Raw genomic sequence first — 14,986 nt, 5'->3', positions numbered from 1 at the left:
TTGATCGCAATGTCATTCAAGTTATTGTTAACCGATGTAATTTCTCCGTTGGGCAGGGCGCTCGAGCATGAGCTGGAGCGTGAGTCGTTCAAGCTGTTGACGCCTGCCGCGACCGAATTGGATTGGGCAGATGCGCAGAGCTTGCAGGCCTATCTGCACAAACACCAACCGGATTTGATTATTAATTGTCGCGGCTGGGAGGAAGCTTTTTATCGCGATGACCAAGCCTCCTTGGTGAGTACTGCGCGCCTGCTGGCGCAAGTCTGTGCCACACAGGAGATCCCACTTATTCACTTGTCTAGCTACTTCGTGTTTGGCTGTGATGGCAAAGTTACCCATAGTGAAAAAGACGCAATTGCGCCGCTCAATGAAGCTGGCCGCGCCTTTGCGGAGGCGGAGCAGGCGATTGCCGGGTTGCCCAAGCACATCATTCTGCGCCTGAGTTGGGTGATTGGTGCCTATGGCGATAATTTGCTCGCGCGATTACTCAGTGCATTTCTGGCGGGCGCGTCGGTTGCGGTCAATCGCCATTTGCGCGGTGCCCCCACTGCGCTGTCCGATGTGGCGCGCGTTGTTGTGGCTATGAGCAAACAAATTCACTGCGGGGCGGACAACTGGGGCGTGATGCATTACTGCAGCAGCGACGCCTGTACCGAGGACGAATTCGCCGAGCAGCTGCTTCAGTTGTTGATTCAACAACAACTGCTTACTGCCGAACCCAGTATTACGCTAGATGATAACGAACCCACCGATCAGCCGCTTAGCGCCATCCTCGGCTGCCGCCGCGCGCGCGATTACTTCGGCATTCAAGCCCGCTCCTGGCGCCCCAGTTTATTGCCGCTGGTAAAGCAGTGGCTACATAACCGTGAGCAGATGAACGCTGAACAGTAGCGCTTTGTTAATAGTGATAGCGCAATTGCGCGATCAATAATCCGCTGTCGCTCATTTTGTAAATTAAGCGATGTTCGTCGTTGATGCGGCGAGACCAATAACCTGCCAGTGCATGTTTGAGTGGCTCGGGTTTGCCGATGCCGGAGAAGGGTTGGCGCTGAATTTCCCTGATCAGGGTATTAATCCGCTCCAGTATTTTGCGGTCACTCTTTTGCCAGAACAGGTAGTCATCCCAGGCTTGCTCTGAAAAAATCAGTTTCATTCCAGTAATGCCCGTTCCGTGCCTTTAGCGTCTTCAAGTTGGGCGATTGCTGCCATCAGCCGTTGCGCGTTTTTAGGGCTTTTGAGCAGGTAGGCGGTTTCTTCCATGGCTTTGTAATCATCGAGCGAGATCATCACCACGGATTGTTGGCCGTTGCGGGTGATGATAAGTGGTTCGTGGTCTTCGCATACCTTGTTCATAGTGCTGGCAAGGTTGGCGCGGGCAGTGGTGTAGGTGATGGCGTCCATAGATACCTCGATGTATATGTACGCAATAATGTACAGGTTGGTTGGGCGTCTGTCGAGCCAGGTGTTAATGGTTGAACAATAAAAAACCGCGAGGCGCTGGTGCGGCTCGCGGTTTTTGTTTTTACGGCTGGGTATTAAACGCGTTGAAAAACTAATGTCGCGTTAGTGCCGCCAAAACCGAAGCTGTTAGACATCACACGGTTCAGTTTCACGCCGTCTTGACGCTTGAGCACAATCGGCATGCCTTCCGCTTCCGGGTCAAGGGTTTCGATATTGGCCGAGGCGCAGATAAAGTCGTTTTCCAGCATCAGCAAGCTGTAAATCGCCTCTTGTACACCGGTTGCGCCAAGGCTGTGGCCGGTGAGGGATTTGGTGGAGCTGATCGCCGGAATTTTATCGCCAAAGGTCGCTTTGATCGCTTTGAGTTCGGCTAAATCACCCACTGGCGTAGAGGTGCCGTGAGAGTTGATGTAGTCGATCTCGCCATCCACGGTTGCCAGCGCTTGTTTCATGCAGCGGGTGGCACCTTCACCGGACGGAGCAACCATGTCGTAGCCGTCAGAGGTGGCGCCGTAGCCGACGATCTCGGCGTAAATTTTCGCGCCGCGTGCTTTGGCGTGTTCGTATTCTTCAATTACTAAACAGCCACCGCCACCTGCAATTACAAAGCCATCGCGATTGGCGTCGTAGGCGCGTGAAGCTTGTCCGGGGGTTTCGTTGTATTTGGTCGACAGTGCGCCCATGGCATCAAACAGGGCAGTCAGGGTCCAATGCTCTTCTTCGCCGCCGCCGGCAAAGACTATGTCTTGTTTGCCGAGTTGGATTTGCTCTAGCGCTACGCCAATACAGTGAGCGCTGGTCGCACAAGCAGAAGAGATTGAATAGTTAACGCCTTTGATTTTGAACGGTGTCGCCAAACAGGCTGAGGTGGTGCTGCCCATGGTTTGGGTGACACGGTAGGGGCCAACACGCTTAAGGCCTTTTTCCCGCAGGATGTCGGCCGCTTCTACCAAGTTCATCGAAGATGCGCCACCGGAGCCCATGATGATGCCGGTGCGCTCGTTGGAAACTTGCTCTTCGCTCAGGCCTGCGTCGGTAATCGCCTGTTGCATAGAGATGTAGGCATAGGCTGCTGCATCGCCCATAAAGCGCAATACTTTGCGGTCGATTAACTCTGACAGATTGATATCAATAGAGCCTGCAACATGGCTACGGAAGCCCATCTCTTTGTAGGTTTCCTGAAATTTGATACCGGAACGGCCAGCGCGCAATGCATCCAGCACGGTATTTTTATCATTGCCCAGGCAGGACACAATTCCCATACCGGTAACAACAACGCGTTTCATAGGCTACCTCTTTTGTTTTTAGCTAAACCTGAACAGCACTAATGGCTGTTTTATGCGGTTAAAAGGGTGAGCATTATGCCATAAGCAGTCAGGTGCTCACCCGTTATCATTATTGTGGATACTTAAACGCTATCGTTTTTTTGGAATAATCCAACACGTAAATCTGACGCGAAATAAATATCTTTGCCATCGCAGGAAACGCGACCATCGGCAATACCCATAATCAACTTGCGCTCGATTACACGCTTTAAGTTGATGTGATAGGTGATCTTTTTGGCGGTGGGAAGAATCTCGCCAGTGAACTTAACTTCGCCACAGCCGAGTGCGCGGCCGCGACCGGGGTTGCCTTTCCAGCCAAGGAAAAAGCCAACCAATTGCCACATAGCATCTAAACCTAAGCAGCCCGGCATTACTGGATCGCCAGCGAAATGGCAGTTAAAAAACCACAGGTCTGGGTTAATGTCCAACTCGGCCACTATTTCGCCTTTGCCGAATTCACCGCCGGTCTGACTAATGTGAGCGATACGATCTAGCATAAGCATATTGTTAATGGGCAGCTGCGCATTGCCTGGGCCAAACAAGTGGCCGTTGCCGCATTTGATCAACTCTTCTCGGCTGTAGGAGCTTTGGGGTTCAAAGGTAGTCATCGAATATACTCTGCTAGTGATCGTTGAGTGCAGGCATGGCCCGCGCAAAAGTGCGCCATTCTAACCGCTGTGGCTCAGTTGTCCAGTTGGATGGCGCAGGTGCTCTGGTATAGATGGTGGCGATTAAAAGCTGCGCGCCAGTGAAAACTCGGCTAATTGTTTCATTGCAGTGGTGTAAGTGTTATCGGGTAAATGTTGCAATTGTGCCAACGCTTGCTGCACTTGCTGCCGCGCCGAGTCCAAAGTATAGGCCATGCCGCCGGTAGCTTGGACGATTTCCAATACCGCCGGTAGCAGGCTCGCATCGCCAGTGCGAATCGCGTTGGCGATAGTCTCGGCTTGCTCCGGTGTGCCGGTGCGCATCGCGTGAATCAGCGGCAGAGTAGGCTTGCCTTCGGCCAAATCATCGCCGACATTTTTGCCGAGGGTAGCGGCATCGCCGGTGTAGTCCAAGGCATCATCCACTAACTGAAAAGCGACACCGACATGGCGACCATATAAGCGCAGGGCTTCGCGCTGGATGGGGGTGGCACCGCATTGCACCGCCGCCACTTCACAGGCAGCGGCAAACAGGATCGCGGTTTTTTTATCGATCACGCGGAAGTAGTTTTCTTCATTTACGTTCGGGTCTTTAGCGTTCACCAGCTGCTGTACTTCACCTTCGGCGATGATATTGGTGGTATCGCTCAGGATTGCCATCACATCCATGCTGCCAATTGCCACCATCATCTGAAACGCGCGGGAGTAAAGGAAGTCGCCGACCAATACACTCGGCGCATTGCCCCATTGGGCGTTGGCGGTGGGGCGGCCACGACGCAGGTTGGACATATCCACTACATCGTCATGTAATAAAGTGGCGGTGTGGATAAATTCGATAATCGCCGCGAGCGATAAATGATCCTTACCCTGATAGCCCAGTGCGTTGGCGGTGAGCAATACCAGCAGTGGACGCAGACGTTTGCCGCCCGCTTCGACCAGATAGTGGCCAATATTTTCAACCAGACCGACATCCGAGTGGAGCTTGTCGATGATGAGTTGGTTAACTGCGCTGAAGTCGTCTTTAACGGCCTGATGAAATGGCAACATGGTAGTTTCTTTTTATCTGGAGTTGGCGGGCTGGGTCAGGTATTGGCTTGGTAAATTTTCAGGTCGCCATGCTAGCAGTGGGGGCGAGCGAGTCAAGGAAAAGCTGGCACGGAAAGCACATCAAACCAGCTTGGCGTCAGCGGCTGTTGGCTTTTGCTGGCGAGTGCGGCGTAATTCTGTGCCCCCGGCGTCCACTGGTGAAACTGCCATTCATCGCGGTCTTGGTTCAGTTCTGCTGCAATTTGCGCATGAATCCTATCGTCTGAAAGTTCAAAGGCTATCTTCTCCAGCCCCGCCGAAATCCCTGTGCCTATTGCTTTAAAGAAGGCTTCTTTGAGGGTCCAGAGGCGATAAAAATAATCGCTTTGCGCGCTGCCCGTCAGGGTTTGCAGGTGGGCAAATTCGTGCGGGTGATAATAACTTTCGGCGATGCCGGTTAAATCCCGTGTGCTGCTTACTGCTTCTATATCCACCCCGATAAGCTCGACGTTACTCACCGCGAGCAGCACCCAGTGACCGCTGTGGCTGAGGCTAAAGTGAATATCGCGCTGCGGTAAGTAAGGTTTGCCTTTCTCGCTGCGTAAAAACTCTATCGCCTCAGGCGCGACACCGGTATAGCGTGCCAGCACCTTGCGCAGCAACCAACGGCTGGCGATATAACTCTCTTTGCCGCGCACAAACTTTTGTGCGCGCTCTCGCTCGTTCGGGTTCATGATCTGCACTGCATCGGCAAAATGCGCTGTGGTGAACTGATTGATGTCCAAACACCAGATATGCACTTCGCCCGCGCGCAGAGGGCGAGCAGTTTCAAACCTGGGCGTGTGTAATGGTGTAAGCGGTGTAGACATAATATTGAATAGCGATAGTAGGGGGCGGCTATCATACGCCGATTGGTGTCTATGCCGCAGCGCTAAGAGATTTGCAATCTGTGCTTTGCGCCACATCGATAAATCAGCGACAATTCGCGCCCTCAAAAAACCTTTCTATTGAAACGATCCCCAATTTGGAGTTGCTATGCAAATCACTGCCGATAAAGTCGTCAGCTTTCACTACCGTCTGAACGAAACCGGCGGCGAGCTGCTGGAGTCATCCTACGAAACCGAACCCACTCTGTACCTTCACGGCCACAATGGTTTGTTGGCGGCATTAGAAGAGGCGTTGGACGGTAAGCAAGCGGGCGACAAAGTTTCCATCAGTATTACCCCTGAACAGGGTTATGGTGTGCGTCAGGAAGGCGCGGTACAGCGTATTCCAATTAAACATTTACACAACCATGAAAAGTTGAAAAACAAAATCAAACCCGGCATGAAGGTCGCGGTAAATACCCAGCACGGCCCCTGGGATGCAGTGGTATTAAAAGTCGGTAAATTCAATGTTGATATCGACAGCAACCATCCGCTCGCCGGTAAAAATCTCGACTTCGAATTAGAAGTAATGGAGGTGCGTGACGCAACGGAAGATGAGTTGGCGCACGGCCATGCTCACGGCGTAGGTGGTCACCACCACGATTAATACAGTGTGATTGCTCCTCGCTAAAGCCCGCGCATGTCGCGGGCTTTTTTATTGGCGCTAATTTGCCATGATGAGTTAATCCGTGTTGAGAATTGTAAAACCTAAGGCAACGTTGTCAGTTTTGATTGCAGGGCTGCGCTTGGCTCAGGTATGGTGCTTTTTGTGAGCAATCACGCAGCGACTTTTAATAATAATTTGACCCACTACTGCCCAAATCAATAATACCAACACAGGCATATACGATGAACAATCCTTCTGCGCTTGCAAGCCGCGTTTTATCTATAGATGTCTTTCGCGGCATCATTATTTTCATTATGGTTTTTGTCAACGAGTTGGCGGGTATCGCTAATGTGCCCCGGTGGATGAAACACTTACCCGCGAATGTGGACGGCATGACGTTTGTCGATCTAGTCTTCCCCGCGTTTTTATTTATTGTCGGCATGTCGATTCCGTTTGCGATTCAGGCGCGCGTCAATAAAGGCGATTCAGCGCTGGAAACTTTCAAACACATTGCGCTGCGCAGTTTTGGTTTGATTGTAATCGGTGTATTTATGGTAAATACCGAATCCGGTTATGACGCAGCGGCGATGGGAATTTCTATCTCGCTGTGGACGCTGTTGATGTTTATTTATGTATTACTGATTTGGTCGAATTATCCCAAAACACTTTTGCCTGCAATTAACCTGGGCGCAAAACTGCTGGGCATTGCGGGTTTGGTAATGCTCTGGTGGATGTATAAAGGCCCGAACAATACCGGTATGACCACCCAGTGGTGGGGTATTCTCGGTTTGATTGGTTGGGCCTATTTAATTGCAGCTACCTTGTTTCTTATTACTCGCCAGTTTGCTTCGCCAGCGGTGCAGTTTTTTACGCTCGCATTTGCTGTACTGGCATTGATCGGATTCTTTTTTGCATTGAATAAAACTGCATTGGCATCTATGCCGGTATTTCAAACACTGGCTAGTGCCAATGGCAATCACACTCATGCAGCGATTGTGTTGGCCGGTGTAATTCTCTCGCAATTATTTTATTTGCCGAATTTTGCGGCGAGTAAATTGAAGAACTATCTGATATTTACCAGTGCGATTGCGTTGCTCGCATTTGCTAGTTGGCAGGTTTCACCAATCTCTAAAATTTGGGCAACGCCGAGTTGGGCATTGTTCAGCGTATTTTTTTGTTGTTTGATTTTCGGTGTGGTGTATTGGTTGGTCGATGTAAAACAACACCGCGCCTGGACAAGATTCTTTGAACCATCAGCAGCCAATCCATTGCTGGTGTACATATTGCCGTACATGGTGTTATCGCTGTGCGGGAGCTTGGGGTTCAAACTTCGCCCGGACATGTTTGATGCGGGTTTGCTGGGGATTTTGTGGAGCCTGGGTTTTGCGTGCGTGATTATGGGAATAGGTGCGGGGTTAACTCGAATGGGCTTGCGGGTTAAATTGTAATCTGTTGGCGCGGATTTAATTGTGTTGATGTGTGATGAATAAGTGATTATTTTTTCTTAATTGCGCGGCGAAATGTAGCATGAGCACTTTTCTCGGCTGATTTTTTCACTGTTATTTTATTCTGCACATTTTTTAACAAATTACAATTTTTTAGCGTGTTATGTTTTTCGCGGTTTAAAAATGCGTAAAAATAATGTTAGACAATTATAAAAATTTTACATTGCTACTGGTTATTTTTTAACACTGGTGCTGTGATTTTTTCACGTTTGGCATTTGAAAAAACATTCTGACACATAAGGCCGCTTATTAAGTTGAGCTAGGTGTTGTTATTCAAATTTTGACTATGTAGGATGCGACCTAGCCTAGATGGGCGCAGCAATCGCTGTAATTTGGCAATAGGAAACTCTGTTAACTTAAAGGATTGGAGACGGATCGTGAATCTAGATACTTTTTGTATTCCGGATGAAATTTACACTATTTCGCCGAGCGAAGGTGTAATTGTCACCGGCACTAAAATCCCCCGCTATTCCAGTATTTTCGAGCATCACTTCCCTGATTTTCCGGTGCTTCCGGGAATCTACCTAATCGAATTTATTGCGCAGTCTGCTGGCCATTTAACAATGGCTAGCACAAGCTTTACCAAAATGGCTGTGCTTGCCAAAGTCGCGCATTGCAAATTTTCTAATTTTGTTGCGCCGGGCGAAAGGCTTGTTTGCAAAATTGAAAAACATAAATCCGAGCATGGTTTTACGTTGAGCGCTGCAACTGTCCGCTGTGGTGAGCGAATTGTGTGTACTGCAGAAATCCGGATGAAAATTATAGATTTTCCCAGTGAACGTGCACGCGATTTGCTTATTGCTAAATTTGAAAATCTTTACCCAAAGGTGATCGCGGAAGATATGGCGGTGTAATGTTTAACTGTGGCCTTTCGTAATGTCACTTCAGTGAGTGATTACAGATATTAATTTAGTTTTGTGGAATTCAGCTTAATTTGGAGGGAAATCCCATATGCAACAGCTGCAGCCTAGTGCTATTTCATTTACATCGCCTAACGATGTGACCCGAGCAAATACCATTCTTGAATCGTTGGATTTACAGGTGCGCATAAAACCTGATGCGACCGCGTTGATTTTTCTTGCCGATGGTGAGCGTGAAGAGACCCCAATGACCTATGCCGATCTTGCGGCGCAATCCAACGCTTTCGCCGCTGGACTGCTAAAGCAGATGGATCCGGGTGATCGTGTCATTTTGTTATTTCAATCCTCCTATGAATTTGTAGTGGCATTTTTCGGTTGTATGCGCGCTGGTGTGATTGCAGTGCCCATGCCGATTCCGAGTCGCCGAATAAGCGAGTGGGTGCGCATCGAAAATGTGCAAAAAAATTGCGCAGCAAAAATGACGGTTACCTTGGGTAAGATAAAAGAGCGATTGCTCGATCAAATTGAAGATGGTTACAGCCCGGTCGGGTTAAATTTTTGTAGCTATGAAGTATTACTCGAAGCTGGTGCCGCCCAGACGGTGACATTTAATCAAGTTCCCGCAGAAACAATTGCATTTTTGCAATACACCTCTGGTTCTACCGGTATGCCGAAAGGGGTCATGCTCTCCCATTCGAATTTAATTGAAAATCAAAAGTTGATTTATCACGGGCTGCGCAATTACGGCGATTGTGTGTTTATGTCTTGGTTGCCGCTTTTTCACGATATGGGTTTGATCGGCAATTTATTGCAATCGATTTATATCGGGCAGCCGTTTGTATTTATGGCGCCCAGCGCTTTTTTACAAAAGCCGGTGCGCTGGTTGCGCGCGATTGCAAAGTACAAGGCGCGGGTCAGCGGCGGCCCCAATTTTTCTTATCAACTCTGTGCAGAAAAAATTAAGGATGCAGATAAAGAAGGTTTGGATCTCAGCTCTTGGAAAATTGCATTTAATGGCGCTGAACCGATTCGCGCACAGACGCTTGAGCTTTTTCAAAAAACCTATGCGCCCTATGGTTTAACCGACACGGCGTTATTCCCTTGCTACGGCGCGGCTGAATCAACACTCATTATCAGTGGTGCCGAGTGCGATAAACCCCCATTTTATTTAAATGTGGATCGCGTGGCCTATGAAAGTAACCGGATTGTTGCGGTTGACGATCATCACCCCAATGCCTTGCGCTTGGTGTCGTCGGGTATTCCATTGTACGAACAGTCGGTAGTGATTGTTGACCCGCTAACGCGCTGCGAATTGCCGCCGATGTGTGTGGGTGAAATTTGGGTTAGCACCCCCTGTAACGCCAGCGGTTACTGGGGTAATGAAGCGGCGAGTGTTTCAGCATTCGCCAATCAATTACCCGGCAGCGATCCGCGTTATTTAAATACCGGGGATTTGGGATTTTCGACGGGCACTGAGTTGTTTATCACGGGGCGCACAAAAGATTTATTGATCTTTAACGGGCGCAATATTTATCCGCAGGATATTGAAGCCTGTAGCGAAGCGACCAGCCTTGAATTAAAGCCCGGTCGCTGCGCCGCCTTTAGCATAGTTCACGATGACCGTGAAAAGTTGGTGCTGGTCCATGAAGTTGAGCGTTCCAGTTCACGCAAGTTGGATGCCCAAGCAATCATCGAGCGGATTCGTATCGGTGTGAATCGACAGTTGTCAATCAATGTTCATGCGGTTGCGCTGGTATCACCTTCCACTATTCCGATGACGTCCAGCGGCAAAATTCGTCGACAAATGTGTAAACAACAATTTCAACAGAATGAACTAAAACTGCTTGCCTGTTGGCGCGCAGACGAAGGATTTATTAACTGCACAAATGAAATGGTGACTATATGAAACAGGTCGATAGAGACGCGCTTTATGCGTTAGTAATGCAGTGGGGCAAAAAAAATATCAATCGCCAGTTCAGTGATGAAGACATGGTGCGCGATATGTCACTGCTGGGGCTGGACTCAATCGAAATGGTGGAGTTTTGCGAATATCTCGAAGCGCAAACGGAAATCAGCATTGATTACGAATGGTTACTAGGTTGTGAAAGTCTCAGTGTACTGGTGGATGAATTGGCGCAGCAGCTGACGGATCAGCTGGGCACTACAACCGCCGCACAAGAAGCCGCAATGGCGTAACCCTAGGGTTATATCTCACTCATATTTTTTGCATTGCAAAGGAGTATAGGCGATGAAGGAATCGACCTTTCAGTTCCCTTCGGGGAATCACCTATGGCGTACCGGCAAGTGGTTGTGCTGCGCTTTGGTTTCACAGTTTTTTTTCATTACATCTGCCTGGGCAGACCGCAACTACACGCTGTTTGAAGAAGACCCTGTGCGCCCGGTGGCGGCACTGGAAAATAGCGGTTATGTCGCCGCGTTAAATGTGCCTGATGACTATCTGGAATTATTCAAGCCGACCAAAAAAGGGCTTAAGCATTGTGCTTCGGTCAAAGTCGGTATGCGTCCGGTGGCGATAGGCGTTGTTACCGATACCAAGCAGTACGCGCAGCTGTGGGTTGTTAACCACTTGTCCGATAGCATCAGTGTGTTGGATATCAATTTAAAAAAATGCTCCGCCAGTTTGGTAGACACCATTCCGGTAGGCGATGAACCGCGGGATATTGTGGTGGCCAATACGCCGATGGGTAAGCGCGTATTGGTCGCTATGGCGCACCGCGGTCAAACGCACCCCGAAAAAGGCACCCGCAACTGGCAGGATCTGATTCGCTCCAGCGTTGAAAATGCGGCAAAAGATCGCCCCACGGGCTTGGCTGATGTGGCGGTGTTTGATCCGCGCGATACCGCCAAGGTGCAAGTAGTTAACCTGTTCACCGATACTCCGCGCGCGCTCACCCTCGGCGCTGCCAATGCTAAGGGTTATCACACTCAGGTATTCGCGGCGGGTTTTCACACCGGCAATCAAACTACAGTTGTTGCCGCAGAAACATCGCGCGGCGCGGCCATCGAACATTTGCAGCATTTGATGCAAGCGGGTGATGTTGTCGCCAGCGCAACCGGTGAATTAATGGTGACGCGTGCTGGGGTAAAAATGCATGGCGGTTCACCCGCCGTGATTGGCAAAGGGCGCTGTTTTCCCGATCCGCGCATCGAGCGCAAGCGCCGCCACGAGTTGCAAGTCTGCGCACAAACTGACGATCAGCATAATATTCTCGCGTTTAAACATCAGCAGTCCGGCGTCGTCGATCAGGAGTGTTCTTGCACCAATGCGCAGGGTGAAATCCAGCCGGTGATTAGCATGATGGCGAAGTTTTACGCATCGCCCGAGCAGTGTGGCAATGCGTTTAGCGCGCGCATCGGTGGTTGTTGGTTAGATTCAGACCCGGCGCTCAATGGCATTGCCAGCCCGGCGATGGAGTGGAATGACTGGATCAAACTAACCCTGCCCGATACCGACGTATTTGCGCTGGATGTAACAGGTGCCCAAGTCAGTGTCAGCAAGAGTTTTGCCGGTGTGGGCACTGTGCTCTACGGCATGGCAACCCATCCGGCTACGGGCAAGGTCTATGTGGTCAATCAGGACGCCAACAACCTCAGCCGCTTTGAGGGTTTTGGCCATTTTTCCGGCACGACTGTGCGCGGCAATATGACCCAGAGCCGAATCTCGGTGCTGGATAATGAACAGGTCGCTATTAAACCGCTCAATGATCACTTGGGGCTGTTACCTAACGCCTCGGCCAAGGCGTCGTCACTGGCGTTTCCAGTGGCAGTTGCGGTCAGCGCGCATAAATCCGGCCAGCATTTTGCGCCTGACCAGCAGTTATTTTTTGCTGCGCTGGGCTCTGATAAGCTGGCTTATGTATCTACCGCCGCGTTGGATAGCGCTGCTCCGGGCACCTTGAATCAGCAGATTAAAACACTCGAATTGGGCCAAAAAAGCTTTGCCGGACAGACGCTTGCGGCCGGGCCAGTGGGTATCAGCCTGGATCATAAACGGCAGCGCTTGTATGTGCTGGCGCGTTTTACCAATGAATTGATAGTTATTAATAACCGTCAGCCCAGCCCCCAGATCATCGCCCGTTATGCCATGCACAACCCCGAGCCGATGAGTATCACGCGCGGCCGTGCGCTGCTCTACGATGCAAAAGCCATGTCGGTCAATGGTGATCAAGCCTGCGCCAGCTGCCACGTATTCTCTAATAACGACAGTCTGGCGTGGGATCTGGGCAATCCCGATCTGCAATCCATTAATAACCCCGGTCCCTTTGTATCGCCGCCGGCGGTAGGACATGTGGAGGATCTGGCGGTTGATCCAGCGGAAACCAGCCCTTTCCATGCCGTGGTTAACCCAGATTTTCGCGCCGTCAAAGGGCCAATGTTGACCCAACCGTTGCGCGGTTTGGCCAACCATGGCGCCCTGCATTGGCGCGGTGATCGGGTGCGCAATGTGCAAAACCTGATGGGACAACAACCGGACATAGGCACGCTGGATGAAGAGAGCTCTATTCGCGAGTTTGATGAAGCGGTGCGCGACCTCACCGGCAGTGACCAAGTACTGCAGGCCAACAAAATGGACGATCTGGCCAGCTACCTTATGCAGATCAGCTACCCACCCAATCCCTTGCGTCGTCTCAACGATACGCTGACCGATGATGAAGCAGCTGGTCGCGCCGCCTTTTTTGGCTGTGTGTCGATGACTGACGAACAGTTTGCCCGTCGCGAATGTGTGGGTACCAATGGTGAGATAGTGCAGATCGATGCCGCCACCCGCGAGTGTGAGTGTTTTGGCAACCCGCTGCGCTTTGTCATGGAGCGGCTCACCCATGTGCAGGCATTTGCCAGCGCGCTTGGCAATGTTCAGCTCGCCAGTGTGAACGACCCTGCGCAGCAGGCGCGGATCGCTGAATTGCAGACTCATCTCGACGAGCTCAAACCGCTGGCGCAACAGGTGGCCACACTGTCTCGTCAAGCGCTGTCGAGCTTGGCCGTTGCGGGCAATCAGGCGAGTTATAACTATGCCGCGCAAGTCTATTCTGCTGCCCAGTTGGACCGTATTCAGGAGTTGCTGGCAGGTGTAAACCACCCAGTGCAATCCGCTGGTCTAGTGGCCTGGGTGGATGCAGTGAAAGCCGCTGAACAGGAGTTGGGTATCAGCTTGCTGCCCGGTCTGCTGGGGCAGTTAAACCTTGCGACAGTACCGGCGGAAAAGGCAGCCAAGTTGCGCGACCCCGGGCAGATTCGTGGCGCCTTAATCGAATGGTTTGGCGATGCCAATGTCAGCCGTAAACCGCTGCTGGATGCGCAATTGGTGGCAGGACAAGAGCAAAATTTGTTGCGCGGTTGCAGCCTCGATAAAACCCCGCAAAGTTGCCCCTTGCGCATCGCCGATAGCTTGACCACATGTCAGGGCTGCCATGTGCTCGACCCGGATGCCAATAAAGCATTTGGTGTTGATTTCCCCGGTTTCTTTGGTACCAGTGGCGAGTATGCCTTCTCCAATATTCCGCAGGTATTCAAGGTGCCGCACTTGCGTAACCTCTACTCGCGGGTGGGTAAATTTGGCCAGCCGCACGAGGCGGAAATGTTTGTGGGCCAGTCGATATTTGGCATGCGCGCGGGCGGATTCTTTGATCGCCACACACCCATAGTCGGGCCCTCGGTGCGTGGTTATGGCTTCTCCCACGATGGCTCGGCCGACACAGTGCACCGCTTTGCCGGATTGCTCGACTTTTTGCGTCGCCCCGCCGGATTCTTGGGCGGCAATGATGTGCGCGGCAATCCCGATGCGTTTGATGCCTTTTTACCCGCTGATCCTCAGGCTTGTTTGACCTCTATGGTGCAGGGGCGCGATAGCTTCTTTGATGCACTCTCAGCCGATCGCGGCCAAATGATGCAGGCGGCCGGTGCGGCTATTGCAGGGGATAAAGCGGCGGCAGGTCAAATTGTGATGGCCGTATTGTCGAGCCCTGCAGTGCAATCTGATTTGCGTTGGCAGGCGATCGCTGCCGGTGCCTTAGATGCCTTTATGTCGCAAAAGCCGATTACTGACACCCATGCAGCACCCATTGTTGAGGCGGTCGCCGCTTCACTCTTCTGCCCGGATGTGCCCTCTGCAGAACTGATGCCGCTGTGCTTCCAACTGGGTTCGACTTTGGAATTTGGCGATAAAAAAGGTGTGTGCTATCCATCGGGATTGCAAGAGCGCGAGGCGGCCGAAGCCTTTATGCTGGTATTTGATACCAATCTCAAACCCATGGTTGGCCAGCAAGCCACGCTCAAAGGGGCTCAGCCGTTACCTGCCCAGTTTACCGCGATGCTTGCTGCTGCCGACGCTGGCCACTGCGATCTGGGGGGCTGGACGGATGACAATGGTTATCTAGTCACCGCGATTAACACTCATCGCCCCTTGGCATCGCGCCTGCTCAGTGATACGAGAAAGTTGTTAACCCTGGGAGACCTGCTACGCAAGCCGGGCGCCCGTGCGACTTTTACTTGTTATCCACCACAGCCGGGGCAAGCGGAGGCGCGCCGTTCGGTGTGGGATCGCAATAGCGACGGCAAACCAAACGGTCTTTTCAGTAACAAACCGTTTGGTAAAAAAGGAGTTTAAT

General features: G+C 51.2%; 13 protein-coding genes. 7 read left to right on the top strand and 6 right to left on the bottom strand.

Annotated elements, in window-relative coordinates; genetic code table 11:
• Positions 1-9: 9 nt before the first annotated feature.
• Entirely contained in the window at positions 10-891 is an 882-nt protein-coding gene (locus AC2CG4_RS04975) for an SDR family oxidoreductase (protein ID WP_484485221.1), read from the top strand.
• A gap of 7 nt (positions 892-898) precedes the next feature.
• Here AC2CG4_RS04975 and AC2CG4_RS04970 read toward each other — a convergent pair whose 3' ends face one another.
• From AC2CG4_RS04970 to AC2CG4_RS04945, 6 genes are all read right to left on the bottom strand, one after another.
• On the bottom strand, positions 899-1,153 hold the full coding sequence (locus tag AC2CG4_RS04970) for a Txe/YoeB family addiction module toxin (protein WP_062063863.1): 255 nt from the start codon (positions 1,151-1,153) through the stop codon (positions 899-901).
• Positions 1,150-1,401: a type II toxin-antitoxin system Phd/YefM family antitoxin gene (locus AC2CG4_RS04965; protein ID WP_484485220.1), complete on the bottom strand. Its 252-nt coding sequence runs from the start codon at positions 1,399-1,401 to the stop codon at positions 1,150-1,152. Before AC2CG4_RS04965 ends, AC2CG4_RS04970 begins: the two co-directional genes overlap by 4 nt.
• A 134-nt stretch (positions 1,402-1,535) precedes the next feature.
• A complete protein-coding gene (gene fabB / locus AC2CG4_RS04960) occupies positions 1,536-2,747 on the bottom strand; it encodes a beta-ketoacyl-ACP synthase I (protein WP_062063867.1) in 1,212 nt (403 codons plus the stop codon).
• Positions 2,748-2,869: 122 nt separating this feature from the next.
• Positions 2,870-3,394, bottom strand: coding sequence for a 3-hydroxyacyl-[acyl-carrier-protein] dehydratase FabA (gene fabA / locus AC2CG4_RS04955; RefSeq protein WP_062063869.1), 525 nt, complete (start codon positions 3,392-3,394; stop codon positions 2,870-2,872).
• A gap of 123 nt (positions 3,395-3,517) precedes the next feature.
• Positions 3,518-4,480, bottom strand: coding sequence for a polyprenyl synthetase family protein (locus tag AC2CG4_RS04950; protein ID WP_484485219.1), 963 nt, complete (start codon positions 4,478-4,480; stop codon positions 3,518-3,520).
• A 92-nt stretch (positions 4,481-4,572) separates the two neighbouring features.
• Positions 4,573-5,328, bottom strand: coding sequence for a 4'-phosphopantetheinyl transferase family protein (locus AC2CG4_RS04945; protein ID WP_484485218.1), 756 nt, complete (start codon positions 5,326-5,328; stop codon positions 4,573-4,575).
• Positions 5,329-5,494: 166 nt separating this feature from the next.
• Here AC2CG4_RS04945 and AC2CG4_RS04940 point away from each other — a divergent pair, with 166 nt between their 5' ends.
• The 6 genes from AC2CG4_RS04940 (at position 5,495) to AC2CG4_RS04915 (ending at position 14,985) form a co-directional block, all read left to right on the top strand.
• Positions 5,495-5,992 carry an FKBP-type peptidyl-prolyl cis-trans isomerase gene (locus AC2CG4_RS04940; RefSeq protein ID WP_484485217.1) on the top strand — a complete coding sequence of 166 codons (498 nt, stop codon included), beginning with the start codon at positions 5,495-5,497 and terminating at the stop codon, positions 5,990-5,992.
• A gap of 242 nt (positions 5,993-6,234) precedes the next feature.
• A complete protein-coding gene (locus AC2CG4_RS04935; protein ID WP_484485216.1) occupies positions 6,235-7,440 on the top strand; it encodes a DUF5009 domain-containing protein in 1,206 nt (401 codons plus the stop codon).
• A 389-nt stretch (positions 7,441-7,829) separates the two neighbouring features.
• Positions 7,830-8,351, top strand: coding sequence for a 3-hydroxyacyl-ACP dehydratase FabZ family protein (locus AC2CG4_RS04930; RefSeq protein WP_484485215.1), 522 nt, complete (start codon positions 7,830-7,832; stop codon positions 8,349-8,351).
• 97 nt (positions 8,352-8,448) lie between these two features.
• Entirely contained in the window at positions 8,449-10,263 is a 1,815-nt protein-coding gene (locus AC2CG4_RS04925; protein WP_484485214.1) for a fatty acyl-AMP ligase, read from the top strand.
• Positions 10,260-10,553: a phosphopantetheine-binding protein gene (locus tag AC2CG4_RS04920; protein WP_484485213.1), complete on the top strand. Its 294-nt coding sequence runs from the start codon at positions 10,260-10,262 to the stop codon at positions 10,551-10,553. The genes AC2CG4_RS04925 and AC2CG4_RS04920 overlap by 4 nt, the downstream gene beginning before the upstream one ends.
• Positions 10,554-10,605: 52 nt before the next feature.
• A complete protein-coding gene (locus tag AC2CG4_RS04915) occupies positions 10,606-14,985 on the top strand; it encodes a hypothetical protein (RefSeq protein WP_484485212.1) in 4,380 nt (1,459 codons plus the stop codon).
• Position 14,986 lies beyond the last annotated feature (1 nt).

Source organism: Cellvibrio sp. ATLC23, from assembly GCF_057196725.1.
Note: the sequence above shows the minus strand (reverse complement) of the source record. Positions and strands in the feature narration are given on the sequence as shown.

Bases quoted from the DNA above. Each gene is read 5' to 3' on its own strand.
- AC2CG4_RS04925 (WP_484485214.1), top strand. From the start codon at position 8,449: ATGCAACAGCTGCAGCCTAGTGCTATTTCATTTACATCGCCTAACGAT.
- AC2CG4_RS04950 (WP_484485219.1), bottom strand. From the start codon at position 4,480: ATGTTGCCATTTCATCAGGCCGTTAAAGACGACTTCAGCGCAGTTAAC.
- AC2CG4_RS04945 (WP_484485218.1), bottom strand. From the start codon at position 5,328: ATGTCTACACCGCTTACACCATTACACACGCCCAGGTTTGAAACTGCT.
- fabA (WP_062063869.1), bottom strand. From the start codon at position 3,394: ATGACTACCTTTGAACCCCAAAGCTCCTACAGCCGAGAAGAGTTGATC.
- AC2CG4_RS04940 (WP_484485217.1), top strand. From the start codon at position 5,495: ATGCAAATCACTGCCGATAAAGTCGTCAGCTTTCACTACCGTCTGAAC.
- AC2CG4_RS04935 (WP_484485216.1), top strand. From the start codon at position 6,235: ATGAACAATCCTTCTGCGCTTGCAAGCCGCGTTTTATCTATAGATGTC.
- AC2CG4_RS04970 (WP_062063863.1), bottom strand. From the start codon at position 1,153: ATGAAACTGATTTTTTCAGAGCAAGCCTGGGATGACTACCTGTTCTGG.
- AC2CG4_RS04920 (WP_484485213.1), top strand. From the start codon at position 10,260: ATGAAACAGGTCGATAGAGACGCGCTTTATGCGTTAGTAATGCAGTGG.
- AC2CG4_RS04915 (WP_484485212.1), top strand. From the start codon at position 10,606: ATGAAGGAATCGACCTTTCAGTTCCCTTCGGGGAATCACCTATGGCGT.
- AC2CG4_RS04965 (WP_484485220.1), bottom strand. From the start codon at position 1,401: ATGGACGCCATCACCTACACCACTGCCCGCGCCAACCTTGCCAGCACT.
- fabB (WP_062063867.1), bottom strand. From the start codon at position 2,747: ATGAAACGCGTTGTTGTTACCGGTATGGGAATTGTGTCCTGCCTGGGC.
- AC2CG4_RS04975 (WP_484485221.1), top strand. From the start codon at position 10: ATGTCATTCAAGTTATTGTTAACCGATGTAATTTCTCCGTTGGGCAGG.